This window comes from Croceitalea sp. P059, assembly GCF_031846365.1.
GTDB lineage: Bacteria > Bacteroidota > Bacteroidia > Flavobacteriales > Flavobacteriaceae > Croceitalea > Croceitalea vernalis.
On the sequence record NZ_JAVRHW010000005.1, the window covers coordinates 132,655 to 156,607 of the forward strand.

The 23,953-nt window shown below is 33.8% G+C and carries 16 protein-coding genes; 11 read left to right on the plus strand and 5 right to left on the minus strand.

Annotated elements, in window-relative coordinates; genetic code table 11:
- Window positions 1–11: 11 nt before the first annotated feature.
- From RM542_RS14040 to RM542_RS14865, 11 genes are all read left to right on the plus strand, one after another.
- Window positions 12–977, plus strand: a complete 966-nt coding sequence (locus RM542_RS14040) for an MlaD family protein (RefSeq protein WP_311386379.1) — start codon at window positions 12–14, stop codon at window positions 975–977.
- A 3-nt stretch (window positions 978–980) separates the two neighbouring features.
- Window positions 981–2,306 (plus strand): (Fe-S)-binding protein, encoded by a 1,326-nt coding sequence (locus tag RM542_RS14045; RefSeq protein ID WP_311386380.1) that lies wholly within the window; start codon window positions 981–983, stop codon window positions 2,304–2,306.
- A 9-nt stretch (window positions 2,307–2,315) separates the two neighbouring features.
- Window positions 2,316–3,107, plus strand: coding sequence for a (Fe-S)-binding protein (locus tag RM542_RS14050; RefSeq protein WP_311386381.1), 792 nt, complete (start codon window positions 2,316–2,318; stop codon window positions 3,105–3,107).
- A 41-nt stretch (window positions 3,108–3,148) separates the two neighbouring features.
- Window positions 3,149–3,631 (plus strand): ABC transporter ATPase, encoded by a 483-nt coding sequence (locus RM542_RS14055; protein WP_311386382.1) that lies wholly within the window; start codon window positions 3,149–3,151, stop codon window positions 3,629–3,631.
- A 101-nt stretch (window positions 3,632–3,732) separates the two neighbouring features.
- Entirely contained in the window at window positions 3,733–6,645 is a 2,913-nt protein-coding gene (locus RM542_RS14060; protein WP_311386383.1) for a glycoside hydrolase family 3 N-terminal domain-containing protein, read from the plus strand.
- A 29-nt stretch (window positions 6,646–6,674) separates the two neighbouring features.
- Window positions 6,675–7,817, plus strand: coding sequence for an N-acetyl-alpha-D-glucosaminyl L-malate synthase BshA (bshA, locus tag RM542_RS14065; RefSeq protein WP_311386384.1), 1,143 nt, complete (start codon window positions 6,675–6,677; stop codon window positions 7,815–7,817).
- A gap of 3 nt (window positions 7,818–7,820) precedes the next feature.
- Window positions 7,821–8,261, plus strand: coding sequence for a hypothetical protein (locus tag RM542_RS14070; protein WP_311386385.1), 441 nt, complete (start codon window positions 7,821–7,823; stop codon window positions 8,259–8,261).
- A gap of 120 nt (window positions 8,262–8,381) precedes the next feature.
- A complete protein-coding gene (locus RM542_RS14075; protein WP_311386386.1) occupies window positions 8,382–9,566 on the plus strand; it encodes an OmpA family protein in 1,185 nt (394 codons plus the stop codon).
- Window positions 9,567–9,711: 145 nt separating this feature from the next.
- On the plus strand, window positions 9,712–13,383 hold the full coding sequence (locus tag RM542_RS14080; RefSeq protein ID WP_311386387.1) for an efflux RND transporter permease subunit: 3,672 nt from the start codon (window positions 9,712–9,714) through the stop codon (window positions 13,381–13,383).
- A gap of 22 nt (window positions 13,384–13,405) precedes the next feature.
- Entirely contained in the window at window positions 13,406–14,722 is a 1,317-nt protein-coding gene (locus RM542_RS14085; RefSeq protein WP_311386388.1) for an efflux RND transporter periplasmic adaptor subunit, read from the plus strand.
- A 116-nt stretch (window positions 14,723–14,838) separates the two neighbouring features.
- Window positions 14,839–15,078, plus strand: a complete 240-nt coding sequence (locus tag RM542_RS14865; RefSeq protein ID WP_409220568.1) for a DUF3347 domain-containing protein — start codon at window positions 14,839–14,841, stop codon at window positions 15,076–15,078.
- Between the two features lie 54 nt (window positions 15,079–15,132).
- On the opposite strand, the gene RM542_RS14090 is transcribed toward RM542_RS14865, so the two are convergent.
- The 5 genes from RM542_RS14090 to gmd all read right to left on the minus strand — a co-directional run bounded on the left by RM542_RS14090 (window position 15,133) and on the right by gmd (window position 23,910).
- Complete coding sequence (locus RM542_RS14090; protein WP_311386389.1) at window positions 15,133–15,825, minus strand: hypothetical protein; 693 nt, start codon at window positions 15,823–15,825, stop codon at window positions 15,133–15,135.
- A complete protein-coding gene (locus RM542_RS14095) occupies window positions 15,822–20,921 on the minus strand; it encodes a PQQ-dependent sugar dehydrogenase (protein WP_311386390.1) in 5,100 nt (1,699 codons plus the stop codon). The genes RM542_RS14090 and RM542_RS14095 overlap by 4 nt, the downstream gene beginning before the upstream one ends.
- A gap of 127 nt (window positions 20,922–21,048) precedes the next feature.
- On the minus strand, window positions 21,049–21,801 hold the full coding sequence (locus tag RM542_RS14100) for a glycosyltransferase family 2 protein (RefSeq protein WP_311386391.1): 753 nt from the start codon (window positions 21,799–21,801) through the stop codon (window positions 21,049–21,051).
- 37 nt (window positions 21,802–21,838) lie between these two features.
- Window positions 21,839–22,789 carry a GDP-L-fucose synthase gene (locus tag RM542_RS14105; RefSeq protein WP_311386392.1) on the minus strand — a complete coding sequence of 317 codons (951 nt, stop codon included), beginning with the start codon at window positions 22,787–22,789 and terminating at the stop codon, window positions 21,839–21,841.
- A 2-nt stretch (window positions 22,790–22,791) separates the two neighbouring features.
- Window positions 22,792–23,910: a GDP-mannose 4,6-dehydratase gene (gene gmd / locus RM542_RS14110; RefSeq protein ID WP_311386393.1), complete on the minus strand. Its 1,119-nt coding sequence runs from the start codon at window positions 23,908–23,910 to the stop codon at window positions 22,792–22,794.
- Window positions 23,911–23,953: the final 43 nt, after the last annotated feature.

Below are 23,953 nucleotides of genomic sequence, written 5' to 3' on the forward strand. Positions count from 1 at the left end.
AAGCATAACTTTTGAAACTATCTAGAGAAGTTAAGACCGGAATTTTAGTCGTTTTAGGAATTCTAGCCGTCATCTTCGGTTTTAGTTATTTAAAATCTTCTTCGTTTTTTGATGATTCGTCTACCTTCTATGCCGTCTATGATAACGTGGGTGGCTTGCAAAGTGGGACTCAGGTTTCGATTAATGGTCTGGTAGTTGGAAATGTTACTAGTATAAAATTTAAGGACAACAAGTTTCAATCAATCGTTACTTTCAAAGTAAATAAAGGGTACGGCTTTACAAAGAACAGTTTGGCTGAAATTTATGATACCGGAATCATTGGTGGTAAAGGAATTCAAATAATTCCTGTTTTTGATGATAGTCCATTGGCGATATCAGGAGACACCTTAAATTCAGCAGTTAAACCAGGTATTACTGATTTGGTTCAAGAAAAACTCACGCCATTGCAGATGAAAGTTGAAGGAGCAGTAACTAATGCAGATTCCTTATTGATGAATGTGAATGATGTTTTGGATGCTCGGACTAAATTAGAACTTCGTCAAAGTATCGCAGGTTTAAATAAACTTGTGACATCCTTTCAAGTAAGTGCAAATACTTTAAATGATGTACTTGCTTCAAATAAAAAGGAATTGGACAGTTCTATAAAAAATGTGAACACCATAACTGAGAATTTTGCTGAATTATCTGAAGAACTGGCTAAAAGTGATTTAGCAGGAACTATAAAAGGATTACAGGGGACGGTTGATAATTTGAATGAATTATTGAGTAAAATAGAAAGGGGAGAAGGATCTCTTGGAAAGTTAGCTAATGATGATGAATTTTATAATAATCTTTCAAATGCTTCAAGAGAATTAGATTTGTTATTACAAGATTTTAGATTGAATCCTAAAAGGTATGTCAATGTTTCTGTTTTTGGGAAAAAACAAAAGGATTATGAAGTACCAGAGAACGATCCAGCAGCAACTAAAGAAAATTAATATATGGAGTATATTCCGAATATAATATTTGCAATTGCTTTGGCAATTGGCTTTGGTTTCTTTGCCAAAAACGTAAAAAAACTTTCAAGAAATATTAAACTTGGTCGTGATATTGATGCAAGTGATAACAAATCACAGCGATGGAAGAATATGGCCAGAATTGCCCTTGGTCAAACAAAAATGGTTGTTAAACCCGTTGCCGGCTTTTTACATATTATTGTTTATGTTGGTTTTGTTATCATCAATATTGAAGTTTTAGAGATTATTATTGATGGTCTTTTAGGTACCCATAGAATTTTTGCACCATTAGGAGCTTTATATGACTTTTTAATTGGTTCTTTTGAAATTCTTGCATTACTAGTAATTATTGCTGTTGTAGTTTTTTGGCTTCGAAGAAACATTATAAGGCTCAAGCGTTTTATAAAACCGGAAATGGATGGTTGGCCAAAAAAAGATGGCAACCTTATTCTCTACATTGAAGTAGTTTTAATGTTTTTATTTCTAACTATGAACGCAACTGATTTTCAGTTACAACAGCTAGGAGCCGAACATTATCGGCAGGCCGGTTCTTTTCCCGTAAGTCAATTTGTTGCACCACTTTTCGATGGCATGTCAATTTCTACTTTGGTTATTATAGAGAGAAGTGCTTGGTGGCTTCACATCTTAGGAATTTTATTCTTTCTTAATTATCTATATTATTCTAAGCATTTGCACATATTGCTAGCATTTCCTAATACTTACTATGGTAAATTAAAACCACAAGGTGAGTTTGATAATTTGGAAGCTGTAACCAATGAAGTTAAATTAATGTTAGACCCATCGGCTGATCCATTTGCCGCTCCAGCAGATGATGCCGAGGTTCCTGAAAAATTTGGAGCTTCTGATGTTCAAGATTTAAACTGGGTTCAATTATTAAATTCATATACCTGTACTGAGTGCGGAAGATGTACTTCAGAATGTCCTGCCAACCAAACAGGCAAAAAGCTTTCTCCTAGAAAAATCATGATGGATACTCGTGATAGGTTAGAAGAGGTAGGTAAAAACATGGACGCTAACAAAGGAGTTTTCGTTCCAGATGGGAAACAACTTTTAGACGACTATATCTCCAAAGAAGAATTGTGGGCTTGTACGACCTGTAATGCATGTGTAGAAGCATGCCCTGTAAGTATAGACCCCTTATCAATTATTGTGGAGATGCGCAGGTATTTAGTTATGGAACAATCGGCAGCTCCATCTGATTTAAATAATATGATGGGTAATTTAGAAAACAATGGTGCCCCTTGGCCTTTTAATCAAATGGATAGATTGAATTGGGTTCAAGAATCTTAAATTTTTGTAATGGAAAATAATATGAATGTACCAACGATGGCTTCGCTTTTTGCAGAAGGTAAACAACCTGAAGTACTTTTTTGGGTTGGTTGTGCTGGTAGTTTTGATGATAGAGCTAAAAAGATAACTAAGGCATTTGTCAAAATCTTGAATAAAGCTGGCGTTAGTTTTGCGGTATTAGGTACAGAAGAAAGCTGTACTGGAGATCCGGCAAAACGAGCTGGGAATGAATTTCTTTTTCAGATGCAAGCAATGACCAATATTGAGGTTATGAACGGCTATGAAGTAAAGAAAGTAGTCACGGCTTGCCCACATTGTTTTAATACTATTAAGAATGAATACCCCAGTCTTGGAGGTAACTATGAAGTTGTTCATCACACCACTTTTTTAAAACAATTGGTAGACGATGGTAAAATCACTTTGGAGGGTGGAACATACAAAGGAAAAAGAATTACGTATCATGATCCATGTTACTTAGGAAGAGCAAATAGTGTATTTGAGGCTCCTAGAGAACTAATTGCCAAATTAGACGCAGAATTAGTTGAAATGAAAAACTGTCGCAAACGTGGTCTTTGTTGTGGTGCTGGTGGGGCACAAATGTTCAAAGAACCCGAACAAGGTGATAAAGATGTAAATATTGAAAGAACAGAACAGGCTTTAGTTACGCAACCAGAAATTATTGCTGCTGCCTGCCCATTTTGCAATACTATGATGACTGATGGAGTAAAAAACAAAGAGAAAGAGGCTTCTATTGCCGTGCTCGATGTTGCAGAATTAATTGCCAATGTTGAAGATTTATAATTTTGGTAGAGCTGGTTTAAAAGTATTTGAAAAAAAGAATTATGCTAGTGAATTTTAAAGAACTTCCCGGGAGTGCAAGAATCTGGATTTATCAGTGTAATCGTAGTCTTTCTGAACTTGAGCTTAAAGAGATAAATGATTCTTTTTCTAAATTCTTGGAGCAATGGACGGCCCATGGCAGTGATTTGAAGGCTGGTTTTGAAATTAAGTACAAACGATTTATTATTTTAGGTTTAGACCAAACACAATCCAGTGCTTCAGGTTGTTCTATTGATGCTTCGGTTCATTTTATACAGAATTTGGAACAGAAATACAAAGTAGATTTATTAGATAAAATGAACGTTTCTTATAAACAAGGAGAATTTATAGCATATAAGACACTAGTTGATTTTAAGAAAATGGCAAAGCAACGTGCAGTATCCAAAAACACTGTAGTATTTAATAATTTGGTCGCTACAAAACAAGAATATATAGAAAACTGGGAGGTAGCTGCTTCTGACAGTTGGCATGGTCGATTTATGTGAATTTCATCCTAAATACCTTTGATTTCCCCTATTTTCTGCAGTTTCCTCGATGAAATACAATATTTTTAGATGCTATTAGTTGATTCCCTAGACAATTTAGTATGCAGAGAAACTTTTACTTGACCTTTTTTTTATTAGTCTTTTACATTTGTTCCTCACAGGTAAATCCTTTGGTTGTTTCAGATACATTAGCTCAAGAGAGCTGGGTTAATTCAAAATACGAATCTATGACCCTAGAAGAACGCATTGGGCAATTGTTTATGGTTAGTGTTGCTTCAAATCAAAATAAGAATGCTACAGATAAGGTTGAAAAATTAATTCGTGAACATCATATTGGAGGGGTTATTTTTTCAAAGGGAGGTCCAATGCGACAAGCCAAATTAACCAATGCTTATCAAAAGGCTTCAAAAACACCTTTGTTAATTGGTATGGATGCCGAGTGGGGGCTTGCAATGCGCTTAGATTCAACTTATGCCTTTCCGTGGAATATGACCTTAGGTGCTATTCAAAACGATTCAGCCATTTATGAAGTTGGTCGTCAGGTTGGAAAACATGCAAAACGTTTAGGTGTTCATATCAATTTCGCTCCTGATATTGACATCAATATTAATCCGAATAATCCTATTATTGGTAACCGTTCTTTTGGTGAAGATAAGTTGAATGTTGCCAGAAGTGGTATTGCGTTTATGAAAGGAATGGAAAGTATGGGGGTATTATCTTCTGGAAAACACTTCCCAGGACATGGTGATACGGCAACCGATTCACATCATTCTTTGCCTTATTTAGAATTCAGTAAAACACGATTGGATAGTATTGAGCTCTATCCATACAAAGAACTTATCAAAGAAGGTCTTAGCAGTGTTATGGTGGCCCACCTAGATATTCCCAGTTTAGAGAAGAAAAAAGGTTCACCATCCTCCTTATCAAAATCAATAATTACAGATTTACTAAAAACTGAACTTGGTTTCAAAGGTCTTGTATTTACAGATGCTTTGAATATGAAAGCGGTTTCAGAATTTGCTCCAGAGGGTGAAGTGGAGTTATCAGCTTTTAATGCGGGTAATGACATGTTATTAATGCCTGTAGATGTTTTAAATGCAAAAGCAAAGATTTTAAAGGCTTATCAGAAGGGCAAAATAAAAGAGGAACGGTTAAAAGAATCGGTTAAGAAAATTTTGATGGCCAAATATAAATCGGGACTAAATAATTTTACCCCAATCGATTTAAATAATCTTTATCAAGATTTGAATCACAAAGAGAATGACCTGGTTTATGAGAAGGCCATAGAAAATGCTATCACTGTTGTCAAAAATAAGTTTGGCTTATTACCAATTAGAAAACTAGATAATAAGAAAATAGCATATGTCCGTTTTGGAGAAGAATCGGGTGATAGTTTTCTTAATTCTTTAAAAAAGTATGGGGAGGTAACAGAAATTAAGGCAAAGGATATTTCCGGTTATAAAGAAAAATTAAAAGAATATAACCTTGTTATCATAGGATTACATAAAAATAATGAAAGCCCTTGGAAGAGTCATAAATTTTCAAAAAACGAACTTTTTTGGCTTCAAGAAATTTCTAGGCTACGCACTAGTAATACTATTTTAACAGTATTTACTAAACCATATGCATTACTTGATGTTGTTAATTTTGATACCATTGATGGTGTGGTAGTTGGTTATCAAAACAGTAAAATGGCCCAAGAAAAAACTGCTGAAGCCATTTTCGGTGCAATTTCTACCAAGGGTAGATTACCAGTATCTGCCAATTGGATTTTCCCAGTTAATTCAGGCGTTGATATTAAAGAAATTGCTCGTTTAGGGTACAGTTTTCCTGAAAGAGTAGGTATTGATTCTGAAAGATTAGCTGCTGTTGATAGCCTTATGTTAATGGGAATTGATTCTATGATGTATCCCGGAGCGCAAGTAGTGATTGCTAGAAAAGGTAAAGTTATTTATAATAAAAGCTTTGGTAAACCCACTTATGATGCTAAGGATAGTATTACCGATGATTATATGTATGATTTAGCTTCGTTAACTAAAATTTTGGGAACCTTACCAATGATAATGAAAATGGAAGAAGAATCAAAAATAAAACTTAATGATACTTTTCAAGATCTTATACCTGAATACGAAGAATCTGAATTGAAAGATGTCACAGTTTTAAAAGCATTATCTCATTATGGAAGATTACCGTCATGGATAGCATTTTATGTAAGTACTTTGGATAAAAATAGAAAACCATCAATTGAGTTTTATAAGAATGTTCCAACGGAAGATTATTCAATAAAAGTTAGTGATGGATTATACTTGGCCAATGTTTATAAAGATTCTATTTATAATCGAATAGGTAGACAAGAGCTTAAATCAAATCGATATCGTTACAGTGATGTAGCTTACTATGTATTTAAAAAATATATCGAAGACACCTATGATAATTCATTAGATGTTTTAGTCAATAATTTTTTATTTAAGTCAATTGGGGCTAGCAGAACTGGGTACAATCCTATAGAAAATTTTGAAAAAGATAAAATTGTACCATCTGAAGAAGATGACTATTTCCGCTATCAAACTGTTCAGGGTTATGTTCATGATATGGGGGCTGCAATGCAAGGTGGAGTAGGTGGTCATGCAGGCCTTTTTAGTAATGCGAATGATGTAGCTAAAATTATGCAGATGTATTTACAAGGTGGTTATTATGGTGGAGAGCGTTTTCTTGATGAACGAACGGTCAAGAAGTTCAATACCTGTTATTTCTGTCATAAAGATGTAAGAAGGGGAGTAGGTTTTGATAAACCTCAGTTAGAAGATAAAGGTCCTACATGTGGCTGTGTTTCAAGAAAGAGTTTTGGGCATAGCGGTTTTACAGGTACCTATACTTGGGCTGATCCCGATGAAGAAATTGTTTATGTATTTCTTTCGAATAGAACATATCCTAGTATGAGAAATAATCTATTAGTCAAATCAGGCCTTCGAACTCGTATTCAACAAGCTATTTATGATTCTCTTATCAATTAGTCAATAATTAATACCCTAATTTTACACCTATGAAAATAGCGATTGTATGTTACCCCACCTTTGGAGGTAGTGGTGTCGTAGCGACAGAATTAGGAATTGCATTGGCAGAAAGAGGACATGAAGTGCATTTTGTTACTTACCGTCAACCAGTTCGATTAGAATTATTAAACAACAATATTCACTTTCATGAGGTGCATGTTCCTGATTATCCACTTTTCAGGTATCAACCTTATGAGTTAGCTTTATCAAGTAAGCTTGTAGATACGATTAAACTTTATGGTATCGAATTATTGCATGTGCATTATGCTATTCCTCATGCATATGCAGGTTATATGGCTAAAAAAATGTTGAAAGAAGATGGAATCTACATACCAATGATTACCACGTTGCATGGTACGGATATCACTTTAGTTGGTAACCATCCTTTTTATAAGTCCGCCGTCACTTTTAGTATTAACAAATCTGATGTGGTCACCTCCGTTTCTGAAGATCTAAAACAAAAAACGTTAAACATTTTTGATGTTGAACAAGAGATTAACGTTATTCCAAACTTTATAGACCGAAAAAAGTATAGTGCTGGTTATACTGATTGTCAACGCACGTTAATGGCCAATGAAGATGAGAAGATAATCACACACATTAGTAATTTTAGAAAAGTAAAGAGAATACCAGATGTAATTAATGTATTCAATAAGGTTTTAAAAGAAGTGCCTTCTAAGTTAATTATGGTTGGTGAGGGACCAGAAAAGGAAAACGCAGAGAAATTATGTGAAGAACTAGGCATATCAGATAATGTACTTTTCTTAGGTAATAGTAATGAAATAGATAGAATTCTGTGCTTTTCAGATTTGTTCTTGCTGCCTTCTGAAACTGAGAGTTTTGGCCTTGCTGCACTAGAAGCAATGATTAATAAGGTCGCTATAATTTCTAGCAATACCGGAGGAATTCCAGAAGTGAACAAACATGGTGAAACAGGTTTTTTAAGTGATGTTGGAGCAGTAGATGATATGGCACAAAATGCAGTTTACTTATTAAGTGACGATAAAATCTTAGAAAAATTTAAAGATAAGGCTCAGAAAACGGCTTCAGAGTTTGATATTTTAAATATACTACCCTTATATGAAGATGTTTATGAAAGGGCCTATAAGTCTCGATTCAAAAATTCATATTAATCTATGTTCCGCTATGTTGTAATTTTAGGTATTCTTATTTTATCTTGTAAGAGTAAACAAAAAGCCTTGCCCGAATCAAATAATAACGATGCTCAGGACATGATTGTGATTATAGAGGATAGTTACTTTCCAACAGAAGAACCCTTCAATCTAAAGATAGATGACCAAAAATCTTTAAATAATTTTTTTTCAAAACTTAATAGGACCCGTAAGCCTGGAATTTCTGTACCCATTGTAGATTTTAAAGAATATTCAATTATAATTTCTTGTGTAGGAGAACAAAAAGATGTGGATAGAATTGAACTTTTGCGAAAAAGTGAAACTGATAATAGTATTGAAATTGAGATAGTTTTTTTTGAAAATAAGGACTCTCAGGATTTCCTTTTTTACCCTTTTGCTATTTATAAATTAGCTAAAACCAATAAGAAAATTATCTTTAAATGATTGCCATTATAGGTATTGATGCGTTTATGGTCGATGTTTTTTAACCTTTGAAAGTTTTATTGTTAGTCTTTTATTGATTTTGCCTTACATTTGCGCCCGTAATCCCCAAATTACTATATCATGAAGTCTTTTAGACTAATTCTATTTGTTTTTTTATCTACATGCGCGCAATTCATTTGGTCGCAAGGCCAGGATATTCAGCTAACAAAAAAAGATAGTATCGTTGTTAATTCATGGGTCTTTGGCTTAGGTTTTAATGCTGTTGATGATGCTGGTTCTGAGTTTGAGAACGTATTTAATTTTAGCGATAATTGGAATGCAGTACCATATCCTTCTAGAATCAGTATTGGAAGATATTTTAAAAATGGTCTCGGACTAGAGGCTGTTGGATCATACAATGTCTATAAAGAAGGTAAAATGGTTGATGGTCTTTTGAACATGGAAGATATTGATTACTATGCCTTAGACTTAAGGGTAAACTACGATTTGAATAAAATTATAGGTGAGACCGGTTTTTTTGACCCATATGTGGGAGTTGGTTTAGGGTATACTGACGCTAATAATCAAGGTAGAGGTACTTATAATGCAAGTGTCGGATTTAGAACATGGATTTCAGAAAATTGGGGTTTAGATTTTAGTTCTACCGGGAAATGGACTATGAATTCTGAAAACTCTACTAATCATATACAACATGCAGCAGGAGCGGTTTATCGTTTTGGTATAGAAAAAGGTTTGTCTACCAGAGGTTTAGAAAAGTTAGCACTGCTTGAAGAACTTGAAAAAGAAAATCAAAGAGTTCAGGATTCTATTGCAGCTGCTGATGAAGCAGAAAGAAGAGCCAAAGAACTTGCGGATCGTTTAAAAAGGGAGGAAGAAGCTGCTAAATTGGCCGCTTTAGAAAAAGAAAAATTAGAAAAAGAGAATTCTAAACGTAATTTGGTTGAAAATGAAATAAAAGAATTAGGCAATGTTTATTTTGATTTAAACTCATCTTATTTAAGCGATAATGACAAAACTCTTTTAGATAAATTGGTTGATATCTTAAACAATAATCCAACTTTAGTCATTAAAATAACATCTCACACCGATTCTAGAGGAGCAGACAAATATAATTTGTGGCTTTCCGCTCGCAGATTGGAACGAACTTTAAATTATTTAAGCGAAAAAGGAATAGCTTCAAGCAGAATTCAGAGTGAGGCTAAAGGCGAGGTTGAATTAACTAATGAATGTGACGACGATGTTTATTGTTCGGAAGAAAAGCACAGTCGAAACAGACGTTCTGAATTTTCAATAATCAAAATCTAAATGACGATTATTAATATTTGTGTAGAACCATAGGCATATGCCTATGGTTTTAATTTTTATAAAACTTTTTAAGATTGGGTTTTATCAAAAAATTGCAATTAAATAAGTCTTTTTAAGTTAATTATAAGGTGATTAACTTCATTAAATGCTGAATAGAAGTATTTCGTTTTTTGTAGACAATAAGTTTGTCGTATTTGTGACCATTCTTTTGGTCATCATCTTTGGTGTCGTGACATCACCTTTTGGGTTTGGCCTAGATTTCATACCAAAAAATCCAGTATCTGTTGACGCAATACCGAATATCGGGGAGAACCAACAGGTTGTTTTTACGGAATGGACTGGACAATCACCACAAGATATTGAGGACCAAATCACATACCCACTTTCATCTCACTTATTAGGAGTCCCTGGTGTAAAGTCAGTTAGAGGTAGTTCAATGTTTGGGTTTTCCAGTATATATATAATATTTCAAGATGACATTGATTTTTACTGGTCTCGGTCAAGGATACTAGAAAAATTAAGTGCATTACCAAAAAATCTTTTACCTAGTAATGTCCAGCCCAGATTAGGTCCGGATGCAACTGCTTTGGGTCAAATTTTTTGGTACACACTTGAAGGTAGAAATGAAAATGGCGAAGTAACTGGTGGCTGGAATCTTCAAGAGTTAAGAAGTATTCAAGACTTTTATGTAAAAAATGCATTGGCTTCCACTGAGGGTGTTTCAGAAGTTGCTTCTGTAGGAGGATATGTCAAAGAGTACCAGATTGATGTGAATCCTGAATTAATGAAACAATACGGAATTTCATTAAACCAAGTGGTTCAAGCTGTAAAAGATAGTAATCAAGATATTGGAGCACAAACAATTGAAATTAATAAAGCTGAATATTTTGTCCGAGGTTTAGGCTATATTAAGTCTTTAAGTGATATTGAAAATACTAGTGTCATTTCAAAGGATTTTACGAGTATAAATATCAGAGATATTGCAAATGTCTCAATGGGTCCTGCCGAACGACGGGGTATTTTAGATAAGGGAGGAGCAGAAGTTGTTGGTGGTGTTGTCACGGCAAGATTTGGTGAAAACCCAATGGAGGTTTCAATAAATTTAAAAAATCAAATTAAAGATATTAGTCATGGATTACCCAAAAAACAACTGGCTAACGGAACGATATCTCAATTGACAATCGTTCCTTTTTATGATCGTTCCATCTTTATTGATGAAAGTTTGAAAACGTTAGGTAGCGCATTGTATTATGAAATCTTAATAGCCATATTAGTAGTTCTGATTGTTCTTCGAAGTATAAGGGTGTCTTTTTTGGTTTCCATATTAATTCCTCTAGTAGTTTTATCAGTTTTTATTACGATGAGACTTTTTGCGATTGACGCTAACATTGTTGCCTTATCAGGTATAGCTATTGCCATAGGTACTATAGTTGATATGAGTATTATTCTTACAGAAAATATGATTAGACATAGAGATGAAAACCCTAATCAAAAGTTTAGTCATAATATTCTTAATGCGACTAAAGAAGTTTCAGGTGCTATTTTAACTGCGGGTTTAACCACAATAATAAGTTTTATTCCTGTATTCAGTCTAACAGGACCTGAGGGCAAACTGTTTATGCCTTTGGCTTTTACAAAGAGTATAGCATTGTTTTCCTCAATGATTATAGCTCTTTTTCTAATTCCCCCAATTGCAACATTTTTTCTTAAACCAAATCAAAAGGCCGATAGAAAATCCTTACTTCCATTTATTGTAACGCTTATTGGAATCTTAAGTATATATTATAATTCCCTTTTTGGTTTTGTTTTACTTGTTTTAGGTTTGATAGGTATCGCATATTACTTTGATAAAATAGATTCGAAAATTTTAAAGACTTCAAACTTAGTAGTAATCATCTTTTTTATTGCATTGCTATTAGGAATATATTGGCGTCCTCTAGGTTTTAAAATTCACCTATTAAATAATATCATCTTTGTTATTGTAGTCGTTGCACTAGTGATTTTACCTTTTTATTATTTTGTGAGATACTATGAAAACATTTTAAGTTGGGTTTTATCGAACAAAAAAGTCAGTGTTTCAATACCTATTGTTGTAGTAATTCTTGGTTTTTTGACTTTTTCTAGTGCAGAGAAAGAGTTTATGCCAAAGATGGACGAGGGCCAGTTTCTTCTAATGCCAACATCATTACCGCATTCAGGTATTGAAGAGAATAATAGGGTTCTAAAAAGTTTAGATATAGCTGTAAATGCCATACCCGAAGTGGATTATGTTATTGGTAAGGCAGGTCGTGTTGAATCTGCATTAGATCCTGCTCCGTTATCAATGTATGAGAATATGATTTCGTACAAAACTGAATATATTGAAAATGAAGAAGGGGAATTAGTCCGTTTTTCTGTTGATGAGAAAGGTAATTTTAAAACGAAATCAGGTAATTCCATTAGCTCAGGTTCTTCAGTAAATTTTAATGATTTAATTCCTGACAAGAACGGAAAATACTATCGAAATTGGAGGAATCATATTAAAAATCCAAACGACATTTGGGATGAAATTATAAAAGCTACAAAATTACCTGGAATAACTTCAGCACCTAAATTACAGCCTATTGAAACGAGATTGGTAATGTTACAAACCGGTATGCGTAGTAATTTAGGCATCAAAATAAATGGTAAAAACTTGGCTGATATCGAAAACTTTTGTCGAAGTTTAGAGGAAAAGGTGAAGACTATACCTGGTATTTTACCTGAATCAGTTTTTGCGGACAGAATAACCGGAAAACCTTATCTTTTATTAGAAATTGATAGAGAAAAAGCATCAAGATATGGATTAAGTATCGCTACTATACAACAAACTTTAGCAGTAGCAATAGGAGGAAAACTGATATCAGAAACCATTGAAGGAAGAGAGCGCTATAATATACGAGTTCGATACCCAAGAGAGCTAAGAGGAAGTCCTGAAGATATTGAATCAGTTTATCTAAATCTTGTCGATGGAGGTCAATTACCCTTAAACGAAATAGTAAATGTAAAGTACCAAAAGGGCCCTCAAAGTATTAAGAGTGAGGATGGATTTTTAGTTGGATATTTAATTTTTGATAAAGAAGATAAAATCTCTGAAGTAACAGCTGTAAAACGAGTTGAAGCGTACTTAACTAATGAGATTAAAAATGATAATTTAAAGATTCCTACTGGAGTAAATTACCAATTTAGTGGGACTTATGAAAGTCATATAAGAGCTCAAAATACCTTAAGCCTAGTAATACCGGTAGTGTTATTAATTATTTTTTTAGTCTTATATCTACAATTTAGGTCAATTTCTGTATCGTTAATGGTTTTCTCAGGAATTACAGTTGCTTTTGCTGGCGGATTCTTTTTGTTGTGGTTATATGGTCAGTCTTGGTTTTTTGACTTTTCGATTTTTGGAATAAATCTTAGAGATTTGTTTAATATTCAAACGGTAAATTTGAGTGTAGCTGTATGGGTTGGATTTATTGCACTTTTTGGAATCTCAACTGACGATGGAGTAGTAATGGCTACCTATTTAAACCAGTCATTTAATTCAAATAAACCTAAGACAACCATAGCGATTAGAGCAAGTGTTATCGAAGCTGGAAAAAAGAGAATACGCCCTTGCTTAATGACAACAGCGACGACAATTTTAGCTTTAATCCCAATTCTAACTTCATCAGGCAAAGGGTCTAGTATCATGATTCCTATGGCAATACCTTGCCTGGGTGGTATGTTAATGGCATTAATAACGCTATTTATCGTCCCATTGCTTTATTGTTGGAGAAAAGAAGTAATTTTAAATAAGGTTTAGCGAACTAAATTTTAACTCTTATATGTTAAAAAAATTAATTACATATTTTGTGTTTGCGATCATCGGGTTACTCTTGGGTTACTTCATTTTTGGGACAACTTCCGAGGTTAGTGACCTCGAAATTAATGAATCAGTAAATCCTATTGGAAAATGGTCCTGTTCTATGCATCCACAAATTGATGATGAAGAGAACGGCGTTTGTCCTTTATGTAATATGGATTTAGTATTTACTTCAGATGTTAAAGAAAAATTATCGTCTTACCAATTTAGAATGAGCGATGATGCTATTACTTTGGCCAATATTCAAACAATTAGAGTAGGCATTGAGCCCCCTAATAATAGTATTTTAAAACTATCAGGGGTAATTACAACCAATAAAGAGAATGATGCCGTACAAACTACCCTTTTTGATGGTAGAATAGACAAGTTATATCAAAACTCTATTGGGGAAAAAATAAGAAAAGGGCAAGAAATTGGTCTTATATATTCTCCTGAACTTTATGCTGCACAAGATAAATTGTTGACTTCAATATCGTATAGAGATACACATAAAAAATTATTTAACTCAGCCCGAAATACACTTGGATTATGGAAACTGAATGATAAACAAATTGAGGAAATTCTTGAGGCAGGAAAACCAATTGTTAATTTTCCTTTATTTGCTGATGTAACAGGCACAATAACTGAAATATTAGCTTCTGAAGGTGGTTATTATTCTCAAGGAGATCCACTATTTAAAACTTCTGATTTACGAACTCTTTGGGGTGAATTTGATGCCTATGAAAGTCAACTTAGTTTTTTGAAAATAGGACAAGAAATAGATATTCAATTGACTAGTTTCCCTAACGAAAAAATTAATGCTAAAATAACGTATATAGAACCTTTGGTAAACAAAGAAAAGCGAACTGTTTTGGTAAGAGTATTCATAAAAAATCAAAAGGGTATTTTAAAGCCTGGAATGTTTGCTAAAGCCCTTGTGAATCAAGTGAACTTAAACAAAGAACTGCCGATTTTGCCTAAATCAGCCGTTTTGTGGACTGGAAAAAGATCCGTTGTTTATAAAAAACCATTTTCTGATAAATCAATTTTTGAAATGGTTGAAGTTGAATTAGGTCGACGATTGGGAGATTTTTATGAAATTCAAAGTGGAATTCGAGAAGGGGACGTAATTGTCAATGAAGGAGCCTTTACTATTGATGCTGCTGCGCAGTTGAAAGGAAAAAAATCTATGATGTCGAACAAAACTATTGACTCAGAAATTCATCATCACGAGAATATGAAGATGGAATTAAAAGATGTTCCAGAAAAAAAAGATTTAAGCGCTCATTATAATAGGTAGATATTGATTTCATCATTAAAAATTATTTTAGGCTAAAAGAGTTATTTGTTAGTGGAGGTGCCGTAAAGTAAGGTTATCTTCAGTTTTAATTTTAAGGGATTTGAAAAAAATTCAAATTGACTACTTCATTTGATTCGATAGAGACTCACTTAGCTCAAATAACGAAAAAACTGGCCAGTATAAAGTCACTAAATGAAATCGAGCATCAAAGAGAAGAATTTAAGTTTCTTTCGGATTCAATGATTAATCTTATGTTTTCTTTCAAAAATTTTGGCCATCCTTTATATGTTCAATATTGTCATTGTGTTGATGATTTTAAAGGGGCTAGTTGGCTGGTTATAAATGATAAAGTATAATCCTTACTTTGGTGTGGCAAGGCATAATTGCGGTAGAGTAGCATTAATTCTAAACTAATCTGCAACATTAAAAGTAAATGTATCTGAAATGGATTCATTGCCATTTTGGTCGCGAGTTACCACTTTCCAAAAATATTCGGTTCCAGACATAATCGTTATATTAGATAATGACGTTGTATTCAAATCAGTAGCAAACAGTTCAGGAGGGTTATTAGAACTGAAATAAACATCATAAGCAACAATATCATTGTCTAAATCTTCCGCAGTCCATTGAAGTGTAATTGCCGTCGTTGTAGATTCAAATACCTCGCCATTAATTGGAGAAACATTAGTGGCAGGAAAGGGAATAAAAGATTCTATTCCAGGACCAGCATTGTAAAACACTTCGGTATTGCTCTGTATTGTTTCGTCTGAATTATTTAAAAAAGTGGCCACATACCATTCATAGGGTGTTCCTCTTAATAATCTGATAGGTAAGGAATTTTCTGTAGCGTCAAAGAAAACTTCTTCACCAGAAGTTAAATTTACGAGTGATACTCGATAACCATCGGTTACTTCTGCAGCACTCCATTCAAAAATCACCTCACTTTCTGTTTCTGAAATAATAATACCTGCCGTACATTCTGAATTATTTTCTGGAAAAATGAGTTCGACCTCTGAAGGAAGAACTAAAATCGTTTGTAAGATATCTACATCAGGTCCACAACTAATCAAAAAAATCACCATTAAAAGGAATAGTCTCTTCATCGCTTCACTAATTTAAATATTTGTTGCGAATCTTTTAGCGTCAATTTTAGAATAAAAACCCCAGAAGGTAAATTTTCAAATTGTAACTCAATTTCGTTTTTATTTTCAATATCTACTGTGTTTTCTATTAACTGTTTCCCTGAAATAGAGTAAATTATATAACTAATGCTAGTTTCATTAATTCGAGAAGTATTTAATAAAATTGAATTATTAAATGGATTTGGATATAACCATGCATCATTAGAAATTACAATATTTTCTTCAAAAACACCTTGACATTCTTGGCCAGTACTTACTTTAAGCTCATTGATTTTTTCTGGTAAATCAAGCGTAATTTCATTTGCTGTAGTTGTAAAACTTTTTGAGTTTAATGATATCACAAATTGTTCACTACCAGCCATTTGTAATGTAACGGACTGTTCTTCCTGATTGATTATGCTAAATACGCTTAATGGCTGAGGTGCTTCAATAACAACTGTAAAGCAAACCTCATAATTTTCAAGGTCCTCGGCAGTAAGACATAATTCATAAGTATCGGCGGGTAATTCATTAATTAATACGGATTCATTAAAGTTTCTTGTTACCGCAAATGAGGTACTGGTCAAACTTGCTGTATATTCATTTACTAAATTGGAATTAATCAAAAGTTCTCCGTCAAAGACACCTCGACAAGTGGTACTTGTTGTACTTATTGTAAAATTGTCATTTGGTAAAACAGTCACGCAACCATCAGTATCTACTAATGAATTGGGTAAAGTGTTTGGACATAAATCATCAATATTTGGAACCCCATCGTTATCATCATCAGGTAGTATTTCACAACCATCGGAATCTACCGTAATTCCGGGTTCAGTATTAGGACACAAATCTGTGTTGTTGAAAACCCCATCATTGTCGTCATCCAATTGCGATTCTGAGCACCCATTTAAATCAGTGGATTCACCTGTTGGAGTATTTGGGCAAATATCATTCATATCAACCACTCCATCACTATCACTATCCAATTGAGATGATGAACAACCAGTAGAATTAACTGACTCTCCAAATGGAGTGTTATCACAAATATCATCTAAGTTGGAAACACCGTCATTATCATCATCTAATTGAGATTCTGCACAGCCATTTTCATCTAGAGCCTGACCGTCTGGTGTATTTGCGCATAAATCATCTGCATCGGTTATCCCATCAAAATCAGAATCGGGTAAAATGATTAACACAAAATCTTCAGTACAGCCTTCGTCTGTTGTGAATGTATAAGTTCCTTGATTTGTTACTCTTAAAATTCCAAAATCATAAGGTCCATTTTCAATGGAGTTATCCGGAAACTGTATTGTAAATGTATTAGATTGTCTAATGCCCAGCTGAAAAGCAGTTCCTTCTATTAACGTTAATTCATTCTCCCCAATAAATTCTTCCTCATTGATTAGGTACTTTGGGGTAATACTGAACTGGTCACAGGTTTCTACGGGCAAAACAATCAACTCAAAATTTTCGATGCAATTATTTTCGTCTGTAATTTGATAATTACCCGAATCAGAGGTTGTTAATGTTCCAAAATCATAAACTCCACTTATTATTGAATTATCGAGTAGTGTTATTTCAAAGTTATTGTTTTGTAAAATACCAAGTTCAAATGTGGTGCCTTCATCTAGGGTTATTTGGTTTAAACCAAATGATGTTGCTCCGTTTATGGTGTATTCTGGAGTAATGCTAGCGCTAGTGCATGTAATACTGGGGAGAACGTTAAGTGTAAAAGTTTCTTCACAACCTTCATCAGTGGTAATGTTGTAAATACCGTCCTCATCTATTGTTAAGGCCCCAAAATCATAAGGACCGCTAACTACACTACTATCTAAAAGGGTTATAGTGAAAGTATTTGACTGCAAAATTCCTAATATAAATTCATCTCCCTCATTTACTTCTATCTCATTAAGTCCGTTTGATGTTGTTCCATTAACTGAATACTCAGGTGTAATACTTTCAGCAGTACAGGTTGAACTATTTGTTACATTCAGTAAAAATTCCTCAACACATCCGGCTAAGGTTTCAAAGGTATAAGTACCAGAATCTGAAATTTCAAGAAGCCCAAAATCATAGGAACCATTAACTATGCTATTGTCAGGTAAAGTTGTAGTGAAAGTTGTTGATTGTCTAATGCCTAAAACAAATGATGTTCCAACCTCCAGTGTAATTTCATTCAGTCCAGAAGAAGTTTCTCCATTGATAACATATTCAGGTGTTATGCTAAATTTATCACAACCAGCTGGTGGGTTTATGATAAGATTAAAATCTTCAATACAACCATTTTCCGTTGTAAAAGTATAAATACCTCCCTGAGACGTATTAACAACACCGAAATTTAGTTCTCCATCAACAACTACATTGTCGGGTTTAGTTATAGTAAAACCTGTAGATTGTACTATTCTTAAAACAAAACTATCTCCTTCTTCAATAGTTAATTCATTAGAACCACTATTTATGACTCCATTAATGTCGTATTCAGGTGTTATACTAAATGCATTACATACTTCTGGAGCCGTTACATTAATAATTAAACTTAATGTGCAACCTTGCGTTGTCATTATACTATAGGTTCCAGTATCTGATTCCCCTGCACTACTTATGTTTAGTATACCTTGGTTAAAAGAACCATTTGGTAGTCTTATCTGAAAGTCAAAATCCTGTTCAATTGAAATACTTAATATGTCTCCTTCAGTTAAATCTAAAGAAGTAGCATTGGTTAAATTACCATTAACTAATATTTCAGGGGTAACAAAACCGTTTGAACAACTATTTGATTCTTGCCATGCTGCGATATTGTCAAAACTAATATTACCTGCATTGTTGAAATTACCTCCGGCCAACAAAATGGAACTATTAGTGTTGAAAGCAAGGGAATTTATCCCTGTGGATACTCCAACTGTTTTATTTGGACCTAGTGCCTGCCAGCCATTTGAACTGCTCCAGCGAGCGATATTGTTCATAATTTTATTTACATCTTCAATATCTGAGGCTGTTTCAAAACTACCCCCAGCATAAATGTAAGTTCCATCATATGCCAGAGCACTTACATTTCCACTTAATCCATTTCCTAGAGCTTCCCAATTCTCATTATTTCTATTCCATTTAGCAATTCTATTAGCGTTTATATTTCCTGCAATTGAAAAGTTCCCGCCAGCATAGATATAATTTGGAGTTACATATATTGATTCAACGAAGCCACTTGTTCCATTACCTAAAGTCCCCCAGAAATTTCCATCCCATGTTGCAATTCGCAATGCTGTTTTACCACCAGCGGTGCTAAAATTACCACCAACAATTAAGTTGTCATTTTCATCAAAAGCAATGGACCTAATTTCATTATTTGTACCTATTGTACTGGTACTGGAATCGATAAGATTACTCCAATTGCTTCCGTCCCATTTTGCAATGTTATTCGCAGTTATACTATTATCTACGTTAATGAAGACTCCGCCAACGAATAAATTATCCTGACTATCTAGACCTAATTTTGCAACTGTACCGCTTGTCCCTCCCTTAAGAGCCGACCAGATACTCCCGTTCCAAACAGCAATGTTAGAAGCTGTAACACCATTTACTTCAGAAAAACTACCTCCAATGTATACATTACCCTGTGAATCAGAGATAATGGCATTTACGGTACCATTTGTTCCATTTCCTAATGAATTCCAGCCATTTTCAACAGAATAGTAGGCTATGTTGTTGGCAGAAATATTTTCAACTGAGCTAAAATCACCACCAACATAATAATTATCTGATCCATCATTATGAATAGTCTGAACGATGCCGTTAGTGCCTTCAAAGCCAGTTTTTAACCAATCTCCTATACCATCAACTGCAGTTGTAGTAGGGCCTGAACTATCCCCAGTTATTTTATATATATGAACATCATATCCATAATCTAAAAAATAAATATTTTGAGCTTCATCAAGACCAAAACTGGCAACTTTTTGTCCATTTGTTCTAAAAAGGAATTCGGTAGTTGCATTACCAGTTGTTGAATCATAATCTAATGCCCAAACTCTTCCCGAGATATAATCACCATAAATGTATTTATTGGAAATAGAAGAATTGTTTATTGGTCCGCGATACACGTATCCTCCGGTGATTGATTTATCATTGTCACTATGGTCATATTCAAGAATTGGCTTGGTGTCGGGCGAAGTTATTAGACTAACGTTATTGTCATAAGTTGTAAGACCTTCGTATTTACCCCAGCCATAATTAGCTCCTTTAGTAATGATGTTGATTTCTTCTCTACGACCTTGTCCTACATCGGCACCCCACATGATATTATTGACATTATCAAAAGAAAATTTCCATGTATTTCTGATACCCCAAACATAAAGCTCGTCTAAACCTGACAAACCTACTCTCGGGTTGTCAGAAGGTATTTCATATCGCCCATTGGGCTCTTCTGGATTTGATTCAACCGGATTATCGCCGTTTAGATCTACATCTATTCGTAAAATGCTTCCAAAAACTGTGTTCAAATCTTGACCATTACCAGCTGGGTCTCCACCGCCACCGCCATCGCCAATAGAAACATACAGATATCCATCAGGACCAAATGCGATTTTACCGCCATTATGATTTCCTTGGTCAAGATTTTTGATATACTGAAAAAGTTCTAATTCAGAGGAGGGGTCAACCTGATTTGGATTATTAGAATCCACTGTGAATCTCGCAAGATTCATATTCACCAGTCCATTTATAAAGTCTGTATAATAAACATAAACATAACCATTACTTGTATAATCTGGATGAAAGGCCATTCCTAGTAGACCAACTTCTTGTCCAACGCTGATATTAATTTTTGAAGAAATATCTAAAAAGACATCAACATCGGAACCCACAATTGATTGGTCATTTGGGATTACTCTAACTTTACCTAATTGTTCTACGATAAAAAGTCTATCTGTTCCGTCGTTGGCATTTAAAAGTTCTATTGGTAAATCAAAATCAACATCAGTAAATACTTTCTCATAAGATATTTGACCAAATAATGATGAAAAACTTAGTAGCAAGGAAAGATATAGGAAACGAGTTCCGTTTACAATATTCTTGGGGCGCATGTAGTAGTTTATATAGATACGATACTTAGGGCATGTAAGGATTACGTAACTCTACAAAGATATAGATAAATAGTATATCTGTTAGGATTAAAAAGGTATGTGGAGGTAATAAATCGTTGAAATAAAGCTATTTGGTAATAAATTGTTTTAATTTGGGTAAAATACGATATATAGGATATAACGCACTAACCTTTAAGTCATTAACTTTAAATGCCTTCATGCATTCTTTGTTTCCACGAATAATATTTTTAATGCTTTTATTACTTTCTCCTCCTAATCGCATCCTTACTATAGGGCTATCTAGATAAAAACCATTTATATTATTTTTCTGTAGTAGCCTTAGCATTATCTCAAAATCAGCGGCTATTTTAAAGTCCAAATTGAAATAACCATACTTTTTGTAGACTCGATTCTTTGCAAAAAATGTCGGGTGAGCGGGATGCCAACCATATTGAAATCCTTTTTGTTTGTTGTATTCACCAGTTGCCCAGTTCCTTACTATGATATCAGGATTTTGTTGGTTGACATAATATAAATTACCATAAAGGCAATCAAGATTATGTTCTTTAAACTTTTTTACCACAGTACTAACAACATCATTTGAATTATAAAAATCATCTGAATTTAGAATAGCTACAATTTCACCAGTCGCCATTTTCAATCCTTTATTCATAGCATCATAAATTCCTTTATCTGGTTCTGAAACTATTTTCACAACCCTGCTATCACTATTTTTTATTAACTCTAGGGTATTATCTTTTGAAACGCCATCAATGATTATATGCTCAATGTCTAAATAATCCTGATTGTTGACACTTTGAATGCATGATTCAATAAATTCAGCACTGTTATATGTACCCGTGATAATACTAACTTTCATTATGTGAGTTTTAAATCAAATGGTTTTGAAATCGATTTTAAATTTTGACTTCTTTAAAATCACCGATGTTATCTAAAAACCATTTGTAAGTGGTTGAAATACCAGAATGTAACTCAACTTTAGCATTCCAACCCAAAGAATTCATTTTTGAACTATCCATAAGCTTTCTAGGAGTGCCATCTGGTTTTGTGCTATCCCAGAGTATTTCACCTTGATGACCAACCTCTTTTTGTATTGTCAAAGCCAATTCTTTTATTGTTACATCTGTTCCTGTACCAACATTATATAAGTGTTCGGGTAATTTGTTTTCAACAGCAAATAGAACGGCTTGAGCCATATCATCTACGTGTAAAAACTCTCTCATTGGTGTGCCACTTCCCCATAAGGTTACGGGAGCATTATTATCTTCTTTTGCTTCATGAAATTTACGAATCATAGCGGGTAAAACATGAGACGATTTTAAATCAAAATTGTCAAATGGCCCATAAAGATTCGTTGGCATAAGACTAACAAAGTCTTTATTAAATTGATTTCTTATAGCTTCACATAACTTAACTCCTGATATTTTAGCAATTGCGTACCATTGATTCGTCGGTTCTAAATCAGAAGTTAATAAATAAGATTCCTTAATGGGTTGAGGTGCTAATTTTGGATAAATACAAGAACTACCAAGAAATACAAATTTGGTAATATTATTTTCGTGAGCAGCTTTAATTAGGTTGTTTTGAATCTCCATATTCTCCATTAAAAACTGATACGGATAATCATTATTCGCTAAAATTCCTCCTACTCGAGCAGCCGCATCAATAATAATAGAGGGTTTTTCATTTTTAATAAAATCAAAAACTTCTGATTTATTGCGTAAGTCTAATTCTTTGCTAGTTTTACCAATAATGTTGTTATATCCGGCTTTTGAAAACGCTCGCCAAACTGCAGAGCCAACCATACCTCTATGACCAGCAATGTATATCTTGTTATTCTTTTGCATTCTTATTCAAAATAATTAAATGTGGTAAAACCTCCATCTTTTAAATGCTGATCTTTTTGCATAACCTTAAGATCACCTTGCATCATATCTTTAACTAAGGCCGGTAGATCATAAGTGGCTTCCCAATTTAATTTCTCTTTAGCTTTTTTTGGGTCACCAATTAAAAGCTCAACCTCGGTTGGTCTAAAATACTTAGGATCAACTGAAAGAATTTCTTTTCCAATTTCTATTTGATAATCAGGATTATTACAAGCTTTTACAAATGCTTTTTCTTCAACTCCTTCACCTTTGAATTCTAGTTCAACTCCGACTTCATTGAAGGCTAACCTAACAAAATCTCTAACAGGAGTTGTTTTACCAGTCGCAATTACCCAATCCTCAGCCTCTTCAGCTTGCAAAATCATCCACATCATTTTAACATAGTCTTTAGCATGACCCCAATCTCTTCGAGCATCCAAATTGCCTAGATAAAATTTATCTTGCAAACCTAAGGCAATTCTTGAAACTGCTCTAGTGATTTTCCGTGTCACAAAAGTCTCTCCCCGAATTGGAGATTCGTGATTAAATAATATACCATTACATGCATACATGCCATATGCTTCTCTATAGTTTACAGTAATCCAATAAGCATACATTTTTGCAACTGCATATGGGCTTCTTGGGTAAAATGGAGTGGTCTCAGATTGCGGTACTTCTTGAACTTTACCATACAATTCTGAAGTAGATGCTTGATATATTCTTGTTTTCTTTTCAAGACCTAAAAGTCTAACGGCATCCAATATTCTAAGTGTGCCAATGCCATCGGCATTCGCTGTATATTCCGGAGTTTCAAAAGATACTTGAACGTGAGACATTGCAGCTAAATTATAAATCTCATCCGGCTGAATTTCTTGAATTAACCTAATTAAATTAGTACTATCAGTCATGTCACCATAATGCAGTACAAAATTTCTATTTTCAATATGTGGATCTTGATACAAATGGTCAATTCTATCCGTATTAAATAATGAAGATCTTCGTTTTAGACCGTGCACGGTATACCCTTTCTTTAAAAGAAGTTCACTTAGATATGCTCCATCTTGCCCGGTAACTCCAGTAATAAATGCTACTTTATTTTTCAAAATTGTCTTGATTTTCTAGTTTAAATTGATAAACGATTATAGA

What these genes read in the sequence shown, in the direction of transcription:
- RM542_RS14080 (WP_311386387.1), top strand. Translation starts at nt 9,712, where the DNA reads ATGCTGAATAGAAGTATTTCGTTTTTTGTAGACAATAAGTTTGTCGTA.
- RM542_RS14055 (WP_311386382.1), top strand. Translation starts at nt 3,149, where the DNA reads ATGCTAGTGAATTTTAAAGAACTTCCCGGGAGTGCAAGAATCTGGATT.
- bshA (WP_311386384.1), top strand. Translation starts at nt 6,675, where the DNA reads ATGAAAATAGCGATTGTATGTTACCCCACCTTTGGAGGTAGTGGTGTC.
- RM542_RS14095 (WP_311386390.1), bottom strand. Translation starts at nt 20,921, where the DNA reads ATGCGCCCCAAGAATATTGTAAACGGAACTCGTTTCCTATATCTTTCC.
- RM542_RS14075 (WP_311386386.1), top strand. Translation starts at nt 8,382, where the DNA reads ATGAAGTCTTTTAGACTAATTCTATTTGTTTTTTTATCTACATGCGCG.
- RM542_RS14045 (WP_311386380.1), top strand. Translation starts at nt 981, where the DNA reads ATGGAGTATATTCCGAATATAATATTTGCAATTGCTTTGGCAATTGGC.
- RM542_RS14090 (WP_311386389.1), bottom strand. Translation starts at nt 15,825, where the DNA reads ATGAAGAGACTATTCCTTTTAATGGTGATTTTTTTGATTAGTTGTGGA.
- RM542_RS14100 (WP_311386391.1), bottom strand. Translation starts at nt 21,801, where the DNA reads ATGAAAGTTAGTATTATCACGGGTACATATAACAGTGCTGAATTTATT.
- RM542_RS14060 (WP_311386383.1), top strand. Translation starts at nt 3,733, where the DNA reads ATGCAGAGAAACTTTTACTTGACCTTTTTTTTATTAGTCTTTTACATT.
- RM542_RS14050 (WP_311386381.1), top strand. Translation starts at nt 2,316, where the DNA reads ATGGAAAATAATATGAATGTACCAACGATGGCTTCGCTTTTTGCAGAA.
- RM542_RS14105 (WP_311386392.1), bottom strand. Translation starts at nt 22,789, where the DNA reads ATGCAAAAGAATAACAAGATATACATTGCTGGTCATAGAGGTATGGTT.
- RM542_RS14085 (WP_311386388.1), top strand. Translation starts at nt 13,406, where the DNA reads ATGTTAAAAAAATTAATTACATATTTTGTGTTTGCGATCATCGGGTTA.
- RM542_RS14070 (WP_311386385.1), top strand. Translation starts at nt 7,821, where the DNA reads ATGTTCCGCTATGTTGTAATTTTAGGTATTCTTATTTTATCTTGTAAG.